Below are 16,489 nucleotides of genomic sequence, written 5' to 3' on the forward strand. Positions count from 1 at the left end.
TGGTGCCCCCCGGCTAATTCGCAAACCATCAGTCCCACGAAATTGGACGTTCTCTGGCAAGTGCATAAGTCCTGCCGATTGAACATTTGGGCAAAGTTGTCTACGAGGGGCTGCTTTCCTGGGCAGCGGTCGACGCCGGACGTCCCCAGTTTACGTTCTGGATAATTGATTGTTGGAAGGAGAGACTTTGGTCTTTGTCAATGAACTCTGCCAGGTGGCTCTACGTGCCGGCAAAGAGATCCTGCGCGTTTATGGCACCGACTTTCAGGTGGAGATCAAGTCGGACCACTCTCCTGTTACCACGGCCGATATTGCCGCCGAAGCGATCATCTTTGAAGCGCTAAACGAGCTTTATCCTAATATTCCGGTTGTCGCCGAAGAAGCGGTGTCGCGTGGCATCGTTCCCCCGACTGAGGGCAGTTTTTTTCTGGTGGACCCCCTCGATGGCAGCAAGGAGTTCGTATCGAGAAATGGTGAGTTCACAGTCAATATCGCTCTTGTCGTTGATTGGGCGCCTGTGCACGGCGTTGTCTACGCGCCGGCATTGGAGCGCATCTGGTGGGGAGCGCGCGACGAAGGCAGCTTCACAGCATCTGTCGTTGATGGTGTAATTGGGACTGCCTCTGCCATTCGTGTACGTGATGCGGAGAGGGGACTTCGGGCCGTTGGCAGCCGATCCCATGGAAGCGGACAGGGCGATGAACGTCTCGCCCGGTTTCCGATCACCGATTACATTTCTGCCGGCTCTTCGCTGAAATTCTGCCTAGTGGCGTCGGGCGAGGCCGACATCTATCCGCGCCTCGGAAGGACGATGGAGTGGGACACCGCTGCGGGCGATGCGGTATTGCGTGCGGCAGGTGGGCGCGTCGAATGTCTTGACGGAAGCCTCCTACGCTATGGCAAGCGCAATCAGTCTACCGACAGCGATTTTGCCAATCCTTTCTTCATTGCCTATGGCGACACCCGATTTTGTCAAATGGCCGATGCCGGCTGACACGTTTCAATCTCGATAGCCGCTTTCGACCGACACTTTGTCCATTGCTCGCTCCAGGTGGTCGAGTTTATGGGGAATATTTCGGCATTTCCCGGAAAGCATCTTGCTCGCTGGTGGACACCACCATTCCCTTTCCGGCTATCTGGGAATGCCTTTTGCCGGCGCTGGCCGGGTGAGGGAACTCTTAGCACTTCGTCTTGACCATCGCTAACGAACTCCTTCCCGATCGTTGAGCTGCCGGTCTGGTCATATTGAGTGGGCTCCCGGTCAAAATGGGCTTAGTCGGGCTCGAGCAGATCATATCGACTTTGCGACCAGAAAAGCTCCTCATCTGACGAAGTCCGGGATGATTTCGGCACATTCTTTCGCGCGCGCGATGCGATGAAAGGTTGATCGGAATTTTTCTTCCGCAGTCTTGGCAGTCGAGGTTGGTTGGAACATGTCGCCCAGAGTCGAACGCATTCACAGCGATGAACGCCTTCCGGCAGAGGCCGATGTCGTCATTGTCGGCGGCGGAATTCTCGGCTCCACGGCCGCCTATTTCCTGGCGAAGCGTGGCCTCTCCGTGGCGCTGCTCGAGAAGGGCCACATCGCCTGTGAGCAATCGAGCCGCAACTGGGGCTGGTGCCGCCAGCAGAACCGCGACCGACGCGAACTGCCGCTTTCGGTTCTCTCCATGCGACTGTGGGACGAGCTGACGCACGACATCGGTCGGGACCTCGGATTTCGCCGCTGCGGTCTCGTCTATGCTACCCACGATGAGGCCGTGCTCGCAGGCTGGGAAAAGTGGCGCGAGGTCGCACGCGAATACGAGGTCGACACCCGTCTGCTCAGCCGGACAGAACTGGCCGAGCGTGTTCCTGAAGCGCGCGACAAATGGGTCGGCGGGACCTATTCAGAACGGGACGGCAAGGCCGAACCGGCCCTCGCCGCGCCGACCATCGCCGAAGGGGCCAGGGCGCTGGGCGCCACGATTCACCAGGAGTGCGCCGCGCGGGCGCTCGATGTGACCAATGGCAAGATCACGGGCGTGCATACGGAAAAGGGTTACATCAAGACCAGCGCGGTTCTGTGCGCCGCCGGGGCCTGGTCTTCGCGTTTTTTGAGGCCGCTTGGGGTTAGTTTTCCGCAGGCCAGCATCCGGCAGACCGCGCTGCGTTCTGCCCCGACCATAAACATTGGCGAGGCGATCTCTACGCCCTACTGCACGATCACGCGCCGGCTGGACGGAAGCTATACGCTGGCCATCAGTGGCAAGGCGAACCTCGAAATCACGCCCCAGGCCATCCGGTACAGTCGGGAATTCATGCCGCAGTTCATCCGTCGGCTGAAGAATGTCAAAATTGGCATTGGCCAATCGTTCCTTTCCGGGCCGGATTCACTGTCGGCCTTGATGGCCAGCGATGATCGGATCTTCGAACAGAACCGGGTGCTGGACCCTCCGCCCCTGAAGTGGCTGATCGGTCAGGTGGTGGAAAGCGTTCGGAAGACTTTCCCCCAACTGGGCGACATAAAGATCGACAGCGCGTGGGGTGGCTTCGTTGACTGCACGCCGGACGCAGTACCCGTGGTGTCGAAGGTGGACGCGGTGGAGGGCCTGGTCCTCGCCGCGGGCTGCTCAGGCCACGGCTTTGGTCTAGGCCCGGGGCTCGGCCATCTGGCCGCAGAGCTTGTCGCAAACGACATACCCAGCGTCGACCCGACCCCATTCCGCCTCTCGCGACTGGTTGACGGCTCGAAGCTGGACATCGCCGCCATTTGAAGTCTGTCGAAGCCAGGTCTGGCGGGCTACGCGAAGACCCCAGTTTGGCGCTTTGGCGCGCCTGATAGCACCAGAGACGAGGTTCCGCGGTGTTACCGCGGAGCGAGCAATTTGGTCTGGAGATCTTCCCAGTGCTCCTTGAAGGCATCCCGGGCAGTGTCATAGTGGCGGCTTCTGAGGCTGCCGATAAGCCGTTCGTGCTCCAGCGCCATCTCCTCGGCAGTGCCGTAGAACGCCTGACGCTGGACGAGAAGCAGCTCGATCTCGCCCTCGAGGTTGGAATAGGCACGCTTTAGGCGGACACTCCCGCTCGCACCGATGATGGCATGGTGAAAGTCGCGGTCCGCTGTCACGAGGGCGGACGTGTTTGAGGACAGGGTCGAGGCATGCATGACCTCGACCGCCTCGAGTGCCGGGGGCGGAATGATCCCGGTCAACACGATCAGGCGAATGGCTTCGCCCTCTATGGCGCCGCGCACCCGTGTGATGTCGACGATGTCGTCCGGACCAAATTCGGGCAGCATGAAGCCCCGGTTCGGAATCTGGCGCAGCAAGCCCTGGGTCACCAGCAACTGAGCTGCGGAGCGGTATGTGTGTCGCGAGGTTGCATGCTCTTCGCACATGCGGGCGTCGCGGAGGAATTCGCCGGGCTTGAAGTCGCCCGACAGGATACGGCGGCGCAGATCGCGCGCCAGGATCTCCACGGCGCTAAGGGGGGCGAGTTCGTCGTTGGCGTCGAGTTCTTGTTTTTGGTTCATGGGCCCGGTGTTGATAGTGCCGCGTGAGGTGCCACAGGGCTCGCGGCGTATACTCCTAGATCTGCACCGCGCGCAGTGCCTTGTCGACACCCTCGAGCAGGCGCCCGGCATTGGCTGAGGTGAAGACAAGCGGGGGCCTGATCTTGAGGATATGCGCATCCGCCCCAGTCGCCGAGATCAGAATGCGTTGGTCGCGTAGCGCATTGACGGCCGCCAGCGCCCGATCCATGTCCGGCACCTTGCCCTCGCGATCCTTGACGAGCTCGACGGCGAAGTAAAGGCCCGCTCCGCGCACATCGCCGACGAAGTCGTATTTGTCCTGCAGGGTGCGCAGGCCATCGAGGATTTCGCCGCCGACCCGGGTGGCATTGGCCATTAGGTTGTCTTCAAGGATGGTGTCGAGCACGGCCCTCGCGGCGGCGATGGCGACAGAGTTGCCGCCGAAGGTGTTGAAGTAGCGCATGCTGGCCCCGAATTCCGCCACGATTTCGGGCCGAACCACGAGGCCCGCAACGGGGTAGCCGTTGCCCATGGGCTTGCCCAGGGTGACGATGTCTGGATCGACCTTGTGGCGGGCATGACCCCAAAGGTGGGTGCCGGTCCGCCCGAAACCGGATTGCACCTCGTCGGCGATGAAGAGGCCTCCCGCCTTGCGGACGACCTCCGCCACCGGTGCCAGGACGTCCGTGGGGTCGACATAAAGACCATCGGAGGAGAAGACGGAATCGGCGATGAATGCCGCCACGCCGTCCCCATGCCTTTCAAGGTCGGCAATCTGCCGGGCGACATCCTCGGCCATGCGCCGACCGATTTCGGCGGCAGGCAGACGGTAGGGGTCCGGGGCAGGGACCGTTCGAAGGTAGGGATCGAGCGCCGACTTCTTGCCAAGCGAGGGCGAGATCGCTGCCACCGCGCCACTATTGCCGTGATAGGCTTCGGCCGTGACGATGACGCCCCTTTTGCGAGTGTGATAGCGCGCGATGCGCAAGGCGAGGTCGTTGGCCTCCGAACCAGTACAGGTGAACATGGCGCATCCGGTCCGGCCGAGTTCGCCATCAAATGTGTTGATCAGGGTTTCGGCGTAATCGAGCAGCGGTTCCTGCATGTAGCGTGTGTGGGTGCAGAGGGTTTCGAGCTGCTTCTGGATCGCCTCGACGACGCGCGGATGCGCATGCCCCAGCGACACGACATTGTTGTAGGCGTCGAGATACTCGTTGCCATGCTTGTCATAGAGGAAGACGCCCTTGGCGCGGGAAATCTCGACCGGCGTCTTGTAGAAGAGCCGGTAGGCGGGCCCTAGCAGCCTTTGTCGCCTGGCTACATGCGCCGCGTCATCGTCAGAGAGATGGTCTGCATCCCGGGGATTGAAGCCGTTGGCCATGTCACCACGGAAGCCCTTGGGCACGATCGTTGCAGGCTTGGACATTATGGTTCCTCTCGGGTCAGAAGCTCAGAAATTTGTGTGGTCGATAGCCCGTTGAACCACTCGAGGTGAGCCCAACCGGCTTCGGTATTGCGGAGGATGTAGCGGCTGTTTTCAGGGAAGAGCTCGGCGCGCCAGCAGGTCAGCAGTGCCCGGACCGCCAGGCGCCCTTGCGCCAGGAAGGGGATGAGCTCGAGCTCGTCATTCGTCAGGTCGGCATGGCGGAGATAGCCGCGCAAAACGTCGCGGGGTTCCCTGAAGAGGTCCTGACGGTCGCCGAAGGCCTTTGGCATCTGGTTCATCAATGCCGTCGAGACATCGACGGCGATAGCCGTACGCACGGCGTCGCCGAAATCGATGACGCCGGTCACGAAGTGCGGGCTGGTCGGATCAACAACGAGATTCGAGGTATTGAAGTCGTTGTGAAGCACTTGCCGCCGGCACCGGTCGAGCCGAGGCTTGATCTCGGCAAACCGCTCCAGCGCACGGATGGTCCATGCGCGTTTGCTGCCCGCCGGAATGAAATCGAGCAAGTCCGAGAGATCGAGCAGGTGGGTGACGTCCCAGGCCAGGGTTCGGCTGTCCGCAGGATGGGAAAAATCGGCCATGGCGTGGCGGAGTTTTGCCAGGACCTCGCCGATCCGCTCGCGTTGCAGGGCGGTGGAATTCGTGCGGTCGAGCGGCGTGCCGGGAAGAAAAGCGATCAGGCGCACCACACGCCGTTCCCCTGCGCTGGTCGTAACGACGGGCAATTCCTCGCCGTCGACATCGCGATACGCCCGGGGGACAGGCAGATTCGGAGCGCGCTCCGCAACATGGCGCAGGAGTGCTACCTGGAAATCGAGCTCCTCCATTTGCTCGGAAGGATGCGCGATCTTCAGGACGAACTTCCCACGCTCTCCGGAGTCGAGAAGAAACGTGTCGTCCTTTTCGGTCTCGAACCGCGTGGCTGAGCCGCAGATATCATAGAGACGAGCGGCAATTACTTCTGCCTCTGCGGCACTGACGGGGCAGCAGGCATCGGAAAGCTCCGAAGCGCGAGCCGGCTTGTCTTGCAGGTTTAGAGCCATCTTCTACCCGATTCAGCGGCCACATGGATGGGCTTTGGCGCCGCGATCTGTTCTAGTGTGTCAATTTTTTGTACAACAATCTTTATGCAAGTTCAAGGTGACCTTCTGCCCGATCGCAGGGCGCGTGAAGGTTGCGATCCCGTTGGGGGCTGCTGCTGACCTGCGCTTGGTTCGTCGCTTTCATAAAGGAAGTCTTACAATACGGAGCGATTCTGGGGCGCGAAGCATTGCGCCTGTTCTGCTCAAGGCGCTGCAGAGGCGGCGTTCATGCCGTAGCGAGTGCTGGCGCTCAGAGAGCGTCCGGCGCTATCGATCGAAAAATTGTGGAACAATAATGGTGGTCATGTGGGTGGTGTGCCACCGTCTGTCGGGATAGCCCGGCCTTGCGGGTGGCTCGGCGACAGAATGTGCTTCAGGAGGGGACAAATTCAGAACAATGCGCTTCCGGCGCTGAGGGTTCGGAAAGTTATGCTCCGCTGCTCACACAAAGATTGTGTTCCGAGAGCGGCCAGTCGGGGTCGTCATATTGAAAGGAATGCACGCTATGACCAAGTTCAGGCCTAAGTATATCACCTTCGACTGCTACGGCACGCTGACCAATTTCGACATGGCTGGCGCAGCGCGGCGCGTCTATGCCGAGCGCCTTTCCGCCGATGCGATGGACAATTTCGTTGAGGCGTTCAGGGGCTATCGCCTGGATGAGGTTCTCGGTGCCTGGAAGCCCTTCGCCGATGTCGTGCACAATTCTGTTGAGCGCACCTGCAAGCGCATCGGCATCCAGTTCAAGCCCGAAGACGCGCAGCGCATCTATGACGAAATCCCCACCTGGGGTCCGCACCCGGACGTTCCCGCGGGTCTGGCCAAGGTCGCCAAGGAAATTCCGCTGGTGATCCTGTCGAACTCGATGAAGAACCTGATCATGTCGAATGTGGAGAAGCTCGGCGCGCCCTTCCACACCGTCATTACCGCCGAAGAGGTTGGCGCCTACAAGCCTCTTGCAAAGGGTTTCGAGTACATGCTCGACAAGCTCGGCTGCGGTCCCGAAGACATCACCCATGTGTCGTCTTCCTTCCGTTACGACCTGATGCCGGCCTATGACCTGGGAATCAAGAGCAAGGTCTGGGTCAATCGCGGCCACGAGCCAGCCAATCCGTTCTACGAATACACCGAAGTCAAGGATATCGGCGGTCTGGCCGCCGCCGTGGGGCTGGAGCCGCTTCTCAAGAGCGCCTGACAGTCACGGGCGCCGGGAGACTAGAAGAAGGGGTGGCCCGGCCGCCCCTTTTTCCGCGCGGTGCATGTGGCGAAGCAGATTGTGCGGTAAGGGCCGCGCATTCGGCAGAACGAGCCGTGACACTCCGGCACAGGCAGCACCGCCTTCCGCGCGGATGGCTGTAGCTTCAGGGCACGTAAAGCCCTGCCGGAAGTTCGAAGAGTGCAGACTGACACACTGGAATTGACATCGATCGATGCCCGGCACCTGGATGGTGCATGGAACTTGTCGCGTGCGGCGGGCTGGCCGCACCGCCGGGAGGACTGGGCTTTTTCGCTGTCGGTCAGCGTGGGCATGGTAGCATTGGACGGTGATCGCGTCGTCGGTACCGCCCTGATGACGCCTTTCGGCGGGGAAAGCGCCGCCATCAATCTGATTATCGTTGACCAGCGAATGCGGGGGCGCGGACTGGGCCGCAGGCTGACCTCAGCCGCCCTGGCTCTGGCAGGCGACCGGACCTGTCGCCTAGTTGCCACCGCCGACGGTTTGCCACTCTATGAAAAGCTCGGCTTCAGGGCGACGCAGGAAATCTATCAGCATCAGGGCTTCGTCGAAGTCAGCCAGCCTCTCGTCGGCATCGAATGGGCTGACACCGCCAGCCTGCCCGATCTGGCTGCACTGGATGGCCAGGCCTGTGGCGGTGATCGCCGAAACCTTCTGGAGCAGATTGCGGCCGGCGGGCAATTTGCCATTCTGCGCCGGTCCGGCGCCATCGCCGCCTTCGCGGCCGTACGGCCGTTTGGCCGGGGCCAGGTGATCGGACCGGTCGTGGCGCCCGACGAGGAAACGGCCCGCCAGTTGATCCGCTTTGTTGCCGCGTCGCGGGAAGGGCAGTTCCTGCGCATCGACGTGCCTGGCGACAGCGGCCTTTCCCATTGGCTGGACGGGCTCGGGTTCACCCATGTCGGCGGCGGCATGGCCATGACGCGCGGCGCTAGCAGCTCGCGCCAGCCTTCGATCGCACGGACCTTTGCCCTGGCCAGCCAGGCATTCGGATAACAAGGATCTTGCAAATGTACGCCAACTCTATCGTCGAACTCGACCGGGCCCACCTGATCCACCCCGTTGCCTCATGGCGCGGCCACGAAAAGGCGGGCGTCCGCCTGCTGCAGTCGGGCAAGGGTGCCTGGGTGATCGATGTGACGGGCCGCCAACTGGTGGACGGGTTTTCCGGGCTGTGGTGCGTCAATGCCGGCTATGGCCACGAGAGCATCGTTGAAGCCGCAGCAAAGCAGATGCGGGAGCTGCCCTATGCGACCGGCTATTTCGGGCTGGGCAGTGAGCCGGCGGCGCGCCTCGCCGCTGAACTGGCCGAGCGGACGCCGGGCGATCTCGACCACGTCTACTTCACCCTGGGCGGTTCGGACGCCGTCGATACGGCGGTGCGGTTCATCCGCTACTATTTCGGCGCCAGGGGCGAACCGCAGCGCGACCAGTTCATCTCGCTCGAGCAGGGTTACCATGGCTCAACCACGGTCGGCGCCGGGCTGACGGCGCTGCCGGTCTTCCACCAGGGTTTTGGCCTGCCCTTCCCCTGGCAGCACAAGATCGCCTCGCACTATCCCTACCGCAGCACAGTAACCTCGGACGCCGAGATCATCACGGCTTCGGTGGCGGCGCTTAAGACCAAAGTAGCCGAGATCGGACCCGACCGGGTGGCGGCATTCTTCGCCGAACCCATCCAGGGGTCGGGCGGGGTGATCGTGCCGCCGCGCGGGTGGATGAAGGCGATGCGCGAGACGTGCCGCGACCTCGGCATCCTCTTCGTGGCCGATGAGGTGATCACTGGCTTCGGGCGTACCGGCCCGCTGTTTGCTTGTTCCGAGGACGAGATCGTGCCGGACCTCATGACCGTGGCCAAGGGCCTGACCTCGGGTTACGCGCCCATGGGCGCGGTGTTCCTCACCGAGCATGTCTATCAGACCATCGCCGATGGCGCTGGCGCCGCGATGGTGGGGCACGGCTTTACCTATTCGGCCCATCCCGTCAGTGCCGCCGTAGGCCTCGAAGTCTTGCGCCTTTACGAAGAAGGCGGCCTGCTCGAGAATGGCCGCGTCATGGGCGCCAGGCTGCTCGCGGGGCTGAACAGCCTCAAGGACCATCCTCTGGTTGGCGATGTGCGCGGCCGCGGCATGCTGGCCGCCGTGGAACTGGTGACGGACAAGCAGGCAAAGACCCCTTTGCCGGCAGCGTCCCAGCCTAGCAAGCGCATCTTCGACCGGGCATGGGATAATGGCCTCATCATCCGCGCCTTTGCGCAGGGCGTTCTGGGTTATGCCCCGGCGCTGTGCTGCACGGCAGATGACATCGACGCCATCATTGAGCGGACCCGCACGGTGCTCGATCTGACTTTGGCCGACCCTGACGTCCGCAGCGCTCTGTAGCGAAGGGCGGGCCGTGAGGCCGCGAACCTAGATGAGATAGTGGACGTGGGGCCGTCCGTGGTGCGGGCTGGAGTCGATCCGAGCCTCCACGCGAAAGACGTCTCGCATCAGGGTCTCGCTCAGGATGTCTTCCGGCGCGCCCTGAGCCACAACCTTGCCGGCATCCAGGACCAGCAACTGGTCGCAGAACATGGCCGCGTGGTTGATGTCATGCAGGGCAACCACGGTGGTTAGGGCAAGTTCGCCAACCAGCTTGAGCAAAGCGATCTGATGCTGAATGTCGAGGTGGTTGGTAGGCTCGTCCAGAAGCAGTTCACGGGGAGATTGGGCCAGGGCGCGCGCAAGATGAACGCGCTGGCGCTCGCCGCCCGACAGGCTGTGCCAGTTTCGGTCCGCCCGGCCCCACATGCCGACGCGATCAAGGGCCGCAATGACGGCTTCTTCGTCCACCACGGTCCAGCCACTGAGCGGGGAGCGATGCGGGATACGGCCAAGGGTCACCACATCGCGGACGCGCACATTGGCCTCGGTCGTCGCATGCTGCTCAACAAGGGCCATGCGGCGGGCGAGGGCGCGGCGACCAATGGCCTGAATGTCCCGTCCTTCGAGCAACACTTGCCCGCTTGCCGGCCGTCGCAATCCGGCCAGCAGGCGCAGCAGCGAGGACTTGCCTGACCCGTTCGGGCCGAGCAGGCCCAGAACCTTGCCGGGCGGCACGGAGAGGGACACGTCGTTGACGATGTTGATCTTGCCCACGGACCAGCAGAGGTTTTGTGCACTGATGCTCATGCGGCCCCCTTGGCGCGATAGAGAATGATCGAGAAGGCCGGCACGCCGACCAGTGCCGTAACCACCCCTATAGGCAGAATCTGCTGGGGCAGGATTACGCGCGAGACGATATCGGCCAGGACCATGAAAATGCCGCCCGCCACAACACATGTGGGCAGCAGGCGCGCATGGTTGTGCCCCACGATGAAGCGCGCCGCATGCGGTACGACGAGCCCGACGAAGCCAATGGAGCCCACCATGGAAACAATCGTTGCGGTCATCATGGCGGTGATGCCTAAGAGCACCAGCCTCACGGTCCCTACCGGTATGCCGAGTGAAGCCGCTGCATCGTCGCCAAAGGCGAAAGCGTCGAGCGCCCGCGCGTAATAGAGGCACACCAAAAGGCCGACGGCCACGACCACCAGCACCAGTTGGAATTCCGGCCAGCGCACGCCGCCAAAGCTGCCCAGCAGCCAGAACATGACATCCCGCGCCTGTTGCGCATTGCCAGATGTCGTGACGATATAGGAGGTCAGTGCATTGAAAAGCTGCGATGCCGCGACGCCTGCCAGGATCGTCTTGCTCGGCCCGCCGCGTCCGCCATTCGACAGCATGGCGACAAAGGTGAAGGCGGCAAAGGCGCCGGCGAAAGCGCCTGCCGAAAGCGATATTGTCCCGGCGCCAACGCCAAGGACGATAATGCCGACAGCGCCCGTCGAGGCACCGGCCGAAATGCCCAGCACATAGGGCTCCGCCAACGGATTGCGCAACAGCGCCTGCAACACCGCCCCGCAGATGGCCAGGCCCGCACCGCAGCAGGCCGCCACCAGTGCCCGGCTCAGGCGATAGTCCCAGATGACGCTTTCCTGGATCGGGGGCAGGTCAATGGCCGTCCAGCCAAGCCGGTTCGTCACGGCGGCGAAAGTTGTCTCGATCGGGATCGGCATTTCTCCAATGCCGGTGCCCGCCGCGATCGCGACCAGCAGCACAAGGCCACCCAATGCGAAAAACAGGCCGAGACCGGCCTGTTCCCATGTCTTGCGCGCAGGCGTGCTCACTTGCCCAGGCCGAGCTTTGCCAGTTGGTCAGCCACTTCCTCGGCACCGTAAATGGTGCGGATGGTCGGGTTCATCGCGGACGCCTGCATCACCACGATGCGGCCTTGCTTGACCGCATCGAGCTGGCTCACCGCCGGATCGGAGTTGAGGAAGGCGATCTTGTTCTCGGCCCTGTCGAGCTCCCAGCGATTGCGATCGGACTCACCGACAACGATCACGTCTGGATTGGCGGCCATGATGCCTTCCCAGCTCACGGTGGGCCATTCGGCCTCGGTATCGATGGCATTGTGTCCGCCCAGCAGGTCGGCGATGAAGCCCGAGGCGCCGTTCTTGCCGCCCAGGTAGGCGTCGTCGGCGGGGGAGGGGCTGGAGAACCAGAAGACATAGGACAGGTCAGCATTGTCGGCGCCGACGCGGGCCCGCAGCGCCGCTTCACGAGCCTTAAACTCGGAGATCAGGGACTGGCCGCGGTCCTGCACGTCGAAGATCTGCGAGAGCTCGTCGATCTCCTGATAGACATAGTCCATGTTCCAGAGATAGTCGCGGCTGCCATAGGCGTCCTTGGTGTCGTGCGTCACCGCGCAGATGCCGGGGGCGAGATAGCTGCCGATGCCAAGGCGCTCGAAGTCCTCTCGCTTGGCGACCTTGCTGTCCGGCCCCATCAGAATGGGTAGCTGTGCCGCAACGAAATCGGGATTCTCAGCCAGCACCGATTCGAGACTGGGGGTTTCGACGCTCAACAGTTTGACGCTGTCATTGGCTTCCTGCAGCTCGGGCAGAACCTTTGTCGGCCAGAAGGCTGTTCCCACCATCCGGTCTTCCAGCCCGAGCAACAGCATGATCTCGGCGCTGTTCTGGCCCAGGGCGACCGCACGTTCGGGAGCCTTTTCAAAGGTCACCGAGACGCCGCAATTGTCGAGTGTCAGAGGATAGGTAGTGGGAGCGGCGAAGGTCGGCGTTGTGATGATGCATAACGAAACGGCAAGCAGTGCCACGAGGTCTTTTGCTGGAGACATGGAGCGTTCCTTGAGAGCTTGAAAGCGAGCGGGGCCATCGGCGCACGTGCTCTATTCGTCTGGTGCGCAGAAAACAAGATCAAAAAAGTCATGTTATAATGTCCTGGCTTGCCAGCCGCGTCATCCAGCTCTCCGGTGAACAGCGCCGCACACACACCCGAAAACTCGAACTGATATGCCGCTAAAGCCGACTCTTTCAGCGCAATCTGCCGTGCAGAGAGCCGATGATATGAAGGCCTGCCCAGACAAACTGCCCCCGGTGTGGGCGCTTCTGTCGCAGCCATTCCTGGACCTAATATTTTCTGAGCGTGAGGATACATGAAGACCTATTCCATCGCCCTCATCCCTGGTGACGGGATCGGCCCAACCGTCACCGATGCGGCCTGGCAGGTGGTCGAAGCAGTCGCGCGCGGTTCCGGCTTTGCCCTCGAGGGCACGCGCCTGCCCTGGTCGTGCGACCTCTATCTGGAAACCGGCGCGATGATGCCGGAGGACGGTATTGCAGTTCTGCGCGATCATGACGCCATTCTGCTCGGCGCTGTCGGCTGGCCGGCCAAGGTCCCAGATTCCATCTCGCTGCATGGCCTGCTGCTGCCCATCCGCAAGGCCTTCCGGCAATATGCCAATATTCGGCCCCACCGGCTGCTGCCGGGGGTGGAGGGGCCGTTGCGGAAATCGGAATTCGATATCCTCTGCGTGCGCGAAAACACCGAGGGCGAATATTCAGGGGCCGGCGGGCGCGTCCATCAGGGAAGCGCGGACGAGGTTGCTGTCGAAACCGCTATTTTCACCCGCAAGGGCGTGGAACGCATCCTGCGCTTCGGCTTCGAGCAGGCGCGCAAGCGACGCGGCAAGCTGGCCTCGGTCACCAAATCCAATGCTCAGCGGCACTCGATGGTGTTCTGGGACGAGGTGACCCGCGAATTGGGGCGCGAATACGCCGATGTCGAGGTCACGAGCTATCACATCGACGCCATGGCAGCCCGCATGGTCATGGCCCCGGAGACGCTGGATGTCGTGGTCGCCTCGAACCTTTTCGGCGACGTGCTGACTGATCTGGGTGCGGCTATTCAGGGTGGGCTCGGCTTTGCGGCATCGGCAAATCTCAACCCGGATCGCACCACCCCGTCCATGTTCGAGCCGGTGCATGGCTCGGCTCCCGATATTGCCCATCTGGGCATCGCCAACCCCATTGCCGCGATCTGGTCCGCCTCGATGATGCTCGACCATCTCGGGGAGGCCGACGCGGCCATCCGCATCATTGGGGCCATCGAACGGGTTACTGCCCGCGGCATTGGCACCGTCCCTGGCAAGCACAAGACAGATGAAATCACCCGCGCCGTCCTGGCGGCGCTGGACTGACATGGAGCACTGAAATGACCGCACTGACCGACCCCGATCTGTTCCGCCAGCAGGCTCTTGTCGATGGCATCTGGGTCGATGCCGCCTCCGGCAAGACCGTCGACGTTGTCGATCCCGCCAGCGGCAAGACCATTGGTACCATTCCCGATCTCGACCGTGACGAGACCAAGCGGGCCATCGCAGCGGCCGAACAGGCATTTGCCAGCTTTCGGCGCACCACCCATGCGGCGCGCGCGGCCATGCTCGAAAAGTGGTTCGACCTGATCATGGCCAACCAGGAAGACCTGGCGCGCATCATGACGCTGGAACAGGGCAAGCCATTGGCCGAGGCGCGGGGCGAGATCGTCTACACCGCCTCATTCGTCAAGTGGTATGCCGAGGAAGCGCGGCGCATAGGCGGCACCACCATTCCGGCACCACAGGCGGACCGGCGTATTCTGGTGCTCAAGGAGCCCGTGGGCGTCGCTGGCATCATTACGCCGTGGAACTTCCCGGCGGCCATGATTACCCGAAAGGTCGCCCCTGCCATTGCGGCGGGCTGTACCACGGTCATCAAGCCCTCCGAGTTCACGCCCTATTCGGCCCTGGCCCTGGCCGTTCTGGCGCAGCGCGCTGGCATCCCCGATGGCGTCGTCAATGTCGTCACCGGTTTGCCGACGGAGATTGGCACCGAACTGACCAGCAATCCGGCGGTCCGCAAGATTTCGTTCACCGGCTCGACCCGCGTTGGGGCGCTGCTGATGCGCCAGTCGGCTGACAGTATCAAGAAGCTGAGCCTTGAACTTGGCGGCAACGCGCCCTTCATCGTTTTCGACGATGCCGATATCGAATTGGCCGTAGATGGCGTGATGACCTCCAAGTTCCGCAACGGTGGTCAGACCTGCGTGTGCGCCAATCGCATCCTGGTGCAGAGCGGGGTCTATGATGCCTTCGCCGAACGGCTGGCGGCGCGAGTTTCGGCGCTCAAGGTCGGCCCCGGCGCCCAGGCTGGCACGCAGATTGGCCCGATGATTAATCGCGCCGCCGTCGACAAGATTGAGCGCCACGTCGAAGATGCCCTTGCCAAGGGCGCCAGCCTGATGGGGTCGCGTCCGGCGCTACCAGATGGCGATCACTACGCGGCTCCGGTCGTCCTGGCCAATGCCAGCACCGACATGCTGCTGGCCAATGAGGAGACTTTTGGTCCGGTGGCGCCGCTCTTCCGCTTCGAGACCGAGGATGAGGCCATCGCTATCGCCAATGGTACACCCTTTGGGCTGGCCGCCTATTTCTATACCCAGGGGCTCAAGCGCGCCTGGCGCGTCGGCGAGGCCCTGGAATTCGGCATGGTGGGTCTCAATACCGGCGTCATCTCCATGGAGGTCGCGCCCTTTGGCGGCGTCAAGCAATCCGGTATCGGCCGCGAAGGCGGTCAGGCCGGTATCGAGGAATATCTCGAGCTCAAGAGCTTCCACATTGGTGGTCTCGACTGATCAATGTACCGGGCCTCATCAGGCCCGGTACACCCTCACCGTCAGTCCGTGCCGACCTTGTCGGCTGCAGCAATGGCCCCCTTGGCGGCAACTTGGTCGATACCAATGGGCATCGGCAAGTTGGCGCGTTGGGGGCCGTGCCTATGAGGCTCCGGCGCTTCGGCATCAACTCAGCGCGTGACCTGCAAGTCCATAGAAAAGGGGTTGGTCCGGTTGGCGGTTAAGGAACCGCCGACCTTTGGACATGGTCGTCACCACCTCGGCAATGGTGAGGCCGCATTGCTCGAGAAACGTCGCATAGGGGCCGCTGGCTTCTCGCGTATCGACGCGGACAAACTGACCCTTGAGGCTCTCCATGTGTGCCGCCGTGAGATGAAGTGCGTCGTCGGCATTGCTCGCCGCTACCGGGCCGATAACATGGCCGCGTCCGAAATCACGCCTCATCGAATACCCGACCACCTTGCCTTCACGTCGAAGCACGCAAATCGAGGCGTTCTCCGACAGCATGGTCAGCAGCCGTTCTCGGCTTCGGCCGAAGGCCTGGCTGTCAAGTGGCAAGACTTCTGCGAGGCGGTCAGCACTGAGAGGGCTCAGTTCGCCATTTACTGGCGGCAGTGCCGGAACGTCCCGCACCAGTTCGCCTTGGCGCATATGCACCGAGGCTTCGTCGACAAAGCCGAGCGAAAGGTAGAGCCCGTGCGCGGCGCGGGTTGCGTTGAGCGCCAAGTCTCGTCCATGGCACCGTTCAAGCACGTGGCTCATCAGCCAGCGACCGCCACCTTGCGCCTGGGTGCGGGGGGAGGTGATCACCAAACCGATGGTGGCGAAGTCGTCGCCATGAGGAAACCACATGGCGGTGCCGAAGACCCGACCAATGCCGTCCACGGCGGCAATGCCCTGACCGGCTCGGATCAGCAATTCCCAATCCTTAGGCCGGTGTGGCCAGCCTACAGAAATGGTCAGTGCATGCAGCAGATGTGGATCGACACCGGCAATGTCTCGCGCAACCAGCTCAAAGGACTTCAGGCGCACCGATTCTTGCATTCAATTCATCCGCTCTCTCGCCGCAGGTTCCGTTCCAGCAGCAGATTGTGACACCCACCGGACATTGCAGCGTTGCATCTCGCTATTGCATCAGGATGCCGCAGG

General features: G+C 62.3%; 14 protein-coding genes. 7 read left to right on the forward strand and 7 right to left on the reverse strand.

Going from position 1 to position 16,489, the window contains the following annotated elements:
* Positions 1 to 187 precede the first annotated feature (187 nt).
* Positions 188 to 994, forward strand: coding sequence for a 3'(2'),5'-bisphosphate nucleotidase CysQ (cysQ, locus tag QZ564_RS04655; RefSeq protein ID WP_297105383.1), 807 nt, complete (start codon positions 188 to 190; stop codon positions 992 to 994).
* 439 nt (positions 995 to 1,433) lie between these two features.
* On the forward strand, positions 1,434 to 2,756 hold the full coding sequence (locus QZ564_RS04660; protein WP_297105386.1) for an FAD-binding oxidoreductase: 1,323 nt from the start codon (positions 1,434 to 1,436) through the stop codon (positions 2,754 to 2,756).
* A 92-nt stretch (positions 2,757 to 2,848) separates the two neighbouring features.
* Here the strand turns inward: QZ564_RS04660 and QZ564_RS04665 are convergent, their stop codons facing one another.
* Genes QZ564_RS04665 through QZ564_RS04675 form a run of 3 tightly spaced genes read right to left on the reverse strand, consistent with a single transcriptional unit; the run spans position 2,849 to position 6,007 of the window.
* Positions 2,849 to 3,514 carry a GntR family transcriptional regulator gene (locus QZ564_RS04665; protein WP_297105389.1) on the reverse strand — a complete coding sequence of 222 codons (666 nt, stop codon included), beginning with the start codon at positions 3,512 to 3,514 and terminating at the stop codon, positions 2,849 to 2,851.
* Between the two features lie 55 nt (positions 3,515 to 3,569).
* Positions 3,570 to 4,940, reverse strand: coding sequence for an aspartate aminotransferase family protein (locus QZ564_RS04670; RefSeq protein ID WP_297105392.1), 1,371 nt, complete (start codon positions 4,938 to 4,940; stop codon positions 3,570 to 3,572).
* Positions 4,940 to 6,007 carry a phosphotransferase gene (locus tag QZ564_RS04675; RefSeq protein WP_297105395.1) on the reverse strand — a complete coding sequence of 356 codons (1,068 nt, stop codon included), beginning with the start codon at positions 6,005 to 6,007 and terminating at the stop codon, positions 4,940 to 4,942. Before QZ564_RS04675 ends, QZ564_RS04670 begins: the two co-directional genes overlap by 1 nt.
* A gap of 544 nt (positions 6,008 to 6,551) precedes the next feature.
* Between QZ564_RS04675 and QZ564_RS04680 the strand changes: the two genes are divergently transcribed.
* From QZ564_RS04680 to QZ564_RS04690, 3 genes are all read left to right on the forward strand, one after another.
* Positions 6,552 to 7,241 carry a haloacid dehalogenase type II gene (locus tag QZ564_RS04680; RefSeq protein WP_297105400.1) on the forward strand — a complete coding sequence of 230 codons (690 nt, stop codon included), beginning with the start codon at positions 6,552 to 6,554 and terminating at the stop codon, positions 7,239 to 7,241.
* Positions 7,242 to 7,442: 201 nt separating this feature from the next.
* Positions 7,443 to 8,279 carry a GNAT family N-acetyltransferase gene (locus tag QZ564_RS04685; protein WP_297105402.1) on the forward strand — a complete coding sequence of 279 codons (837 nt, stop codon included), beginning with the start codon at positions 7,443 to 7,445 and terminating at the stop codon, positions 8,277 to 8,279.
* 14 nt (positions 8,280 to 8,293) lie between these two features.
* Positions 8,294 to 9,664: an aspartate aminotransferase family protein gene (locus QZ564_RS04690; RefSeq protein WP_297105406.1), complete on the forward strand. Its 1,371-nt coding sequence runs from the start codon at positions 8,294 to 8,296 to the stop codon at positions 9,662 to 9,664.
* A gap of 27 nt (positions 9,665 to 9,691) precedes the next feature.
* Here the strand turns inward: QZ564_RS04690 and QZ564_RS04695 are convergent, their stop codons facing one another.
* Genes QZ564_RS04695 through QZ564_RS04705 form a run of 3 tightly spaced genes read right to left on the reverse strand, consistent with a single transcriptional unit; the run spans position 9,692 to position 12,506 of the window.
* Positions 9,692 to 10,453 carry an ABC transporter ATP-binding protein gene (locus QZ564_RS04695; protein WP_297105408.1) on the reverse strand — a complete coding sequence of 254 codons (762 nt, stop codon included), beginning with the start codon at positions 10,451 to 10,453 and terminating at the stop codon, positions 9,692 to 9,694.
* Positions 10,450 to 11,445: an iron chelate uptake ABC transporter family permease subunit gene (locus tag QZ564_RS04700; RefSeq protein WP_297105546.1), complete on the reverse strand. Its 996-nt coding sequence runs from the start codon at positions 11,443 to 11,445 to the stop codon at positions 10,450 to 10,452. The genes QZ564_RS04695 and QZ564_RS04700 overlap by 4 nt, the downstream gene beginning before the upstream one ends.
* Positions 11,446 to 11,486: 41 nt before the next feature.
* Complete coding sequence (locus tag QZ564_RS04705; RefSeq protein WP_297105413.1) at positions 11,487 to 12,506, reverse strand: ABC transporter substrate-binding protein; 1,020 nt, start codon at positions 12,504 to 12,506, stop codon at positions 11,487 to 11,489.
* 318 nt (positions 12,507 to 12,824) lie between these two features.
* Here QZ564_RS04705 and QZ564_RS04710 point away from each other — a divergent pair, with 318 nt between their 5' ends.
* The gene (locus QZ564_RS04710; protein ID WP_297105416.1) at positions 12,825 to 13,868 is read left to right on the forward strand and encodes a tartrate dehydrogenase; all 1,044 of its coding nucleotides are present in this window, start codon (positions 12,825 to 12,827) and stop codon (positions 13,866 to 13,868) included.
* A 14-nt stretch (positions 13,869 to 13,882) separates the two neighbouring features.
* Positions 13,883 to 15,340: an NAD-dependent succinate-semialdehyde dehydrogenase gene (locus tag QZ564_RS04715; RefSeq protein ID WP_297105419.1), complete on the forward strand. Its 1,458-nt coding sequence runs from the start codon at positions 13,883 to 13,885 to the stop codon at positions 15,338 to 15,340.
* A gap of 165 nt (positions 15,341 to 15,505) precedes the next feature.
* On the opposite strand, the gene QZ564_RS04720 is transcribed toward QZ564_RS04715, so the two are convergent.
* Entirely contained in the window at positions 15,506 to 16,384 is an 879-nt protein-coding gene (locus QZ564_RS04720; RefSeq protein WP_297105422.1) for a GNAT family N-acetyltransferase, read from the reverse strand.
* Positions 16,385 to 16,489 lie beyond the last annotated feature (105 nt).

This window comes from uncultured Devosia sp. (assembly GCF_913055165.1).
In the GTDB taxonomy this organism is placed as follows: Bacteria; Pseudomonadota; Alphaproteobacteria; order Rhizobiales; family Devosiaceae; genus Devosia.

Bases quoted from the DNA above. Each gene is read 5' to 3' on its own strand.
- QZ564_RS04660 (WP_297105386.1), top strand. From the start codon at position 1,434: ATGTCGCCCAGAGTCGAACGCATTCACAGCGATGAACGCCTTCCGGCA.
- QZ564_RS04665 (WP_297105389.1), bottom strand. From the start codon at position 3,514: ATGAACCAAAAACAAGAACTCGACGCCAACGACGAACTCGCCCCCCTT.
- QZ564_RS04670 (WP_297105392.1), bottom strand. From the start codon at position 4,940: ATGTCCAAGCCTGCAACGATCGTGCCCAAGGGCTTCCGTGGTGACATG.
- QZ564_RS04675 (WP_297105395.1), bottom strand. From the start codon at position 6,007: ATGGCTCTAAACCTGCAAGACAAGCCGGCTCGCGCTTCGGAGCTTTCC.
- QZ564_RS04680 (WP_297105400.1), top strand. From the start codon at position 6,552: ATGACCAAGTTCAGGCCTAAGTATATCACCTTCGACTGCTACGGCACG.
- QZ564_RS04690 (WP_297105406.1), top strand. From the start codon at position 8,294: ATGTACGCCAACTCTATCGTCGAACTCGACCGGGCCCACCTGATCCAC.
- QZ564_RS04695 (WP_297105408.1), bottom strand. From the start codon at position 10,453: ATGAGCATCAGTGCACAAAACCTCTGCTGGTCCGTGGGCAAGATCAAC.
- QZ564_RS04705 (WP_297105413.1), bottom strand. From the start codon at position 12,506: ATGTCTCCAGCAAAAGACCTCGTGGCACTGCTTGCCGTTTCGTTATGC.
- QZ564_RS04710 (WP_297105416.1), top strand. From the start codon at position 12,825: ATGAAGACCTATTCCATCGCCCTCATCCCTGGTGACGGGATCGGCCCA.
- QZ564_RS04715 (WP_297105419.1), top strand. From the start codon at position 13,883: ATGACCGCACTGACCGACCCCGATCTGTTCCGCCAGCAGGCTCTTGTC.
- QZ564_RS04720 (WP_297105422.1), bottom strand. From the start codon at position 16,384: ATGCAAGAATCGGTGCGCCTGAAGTCCTTTGAGCTGGTTGCGCGAGAC.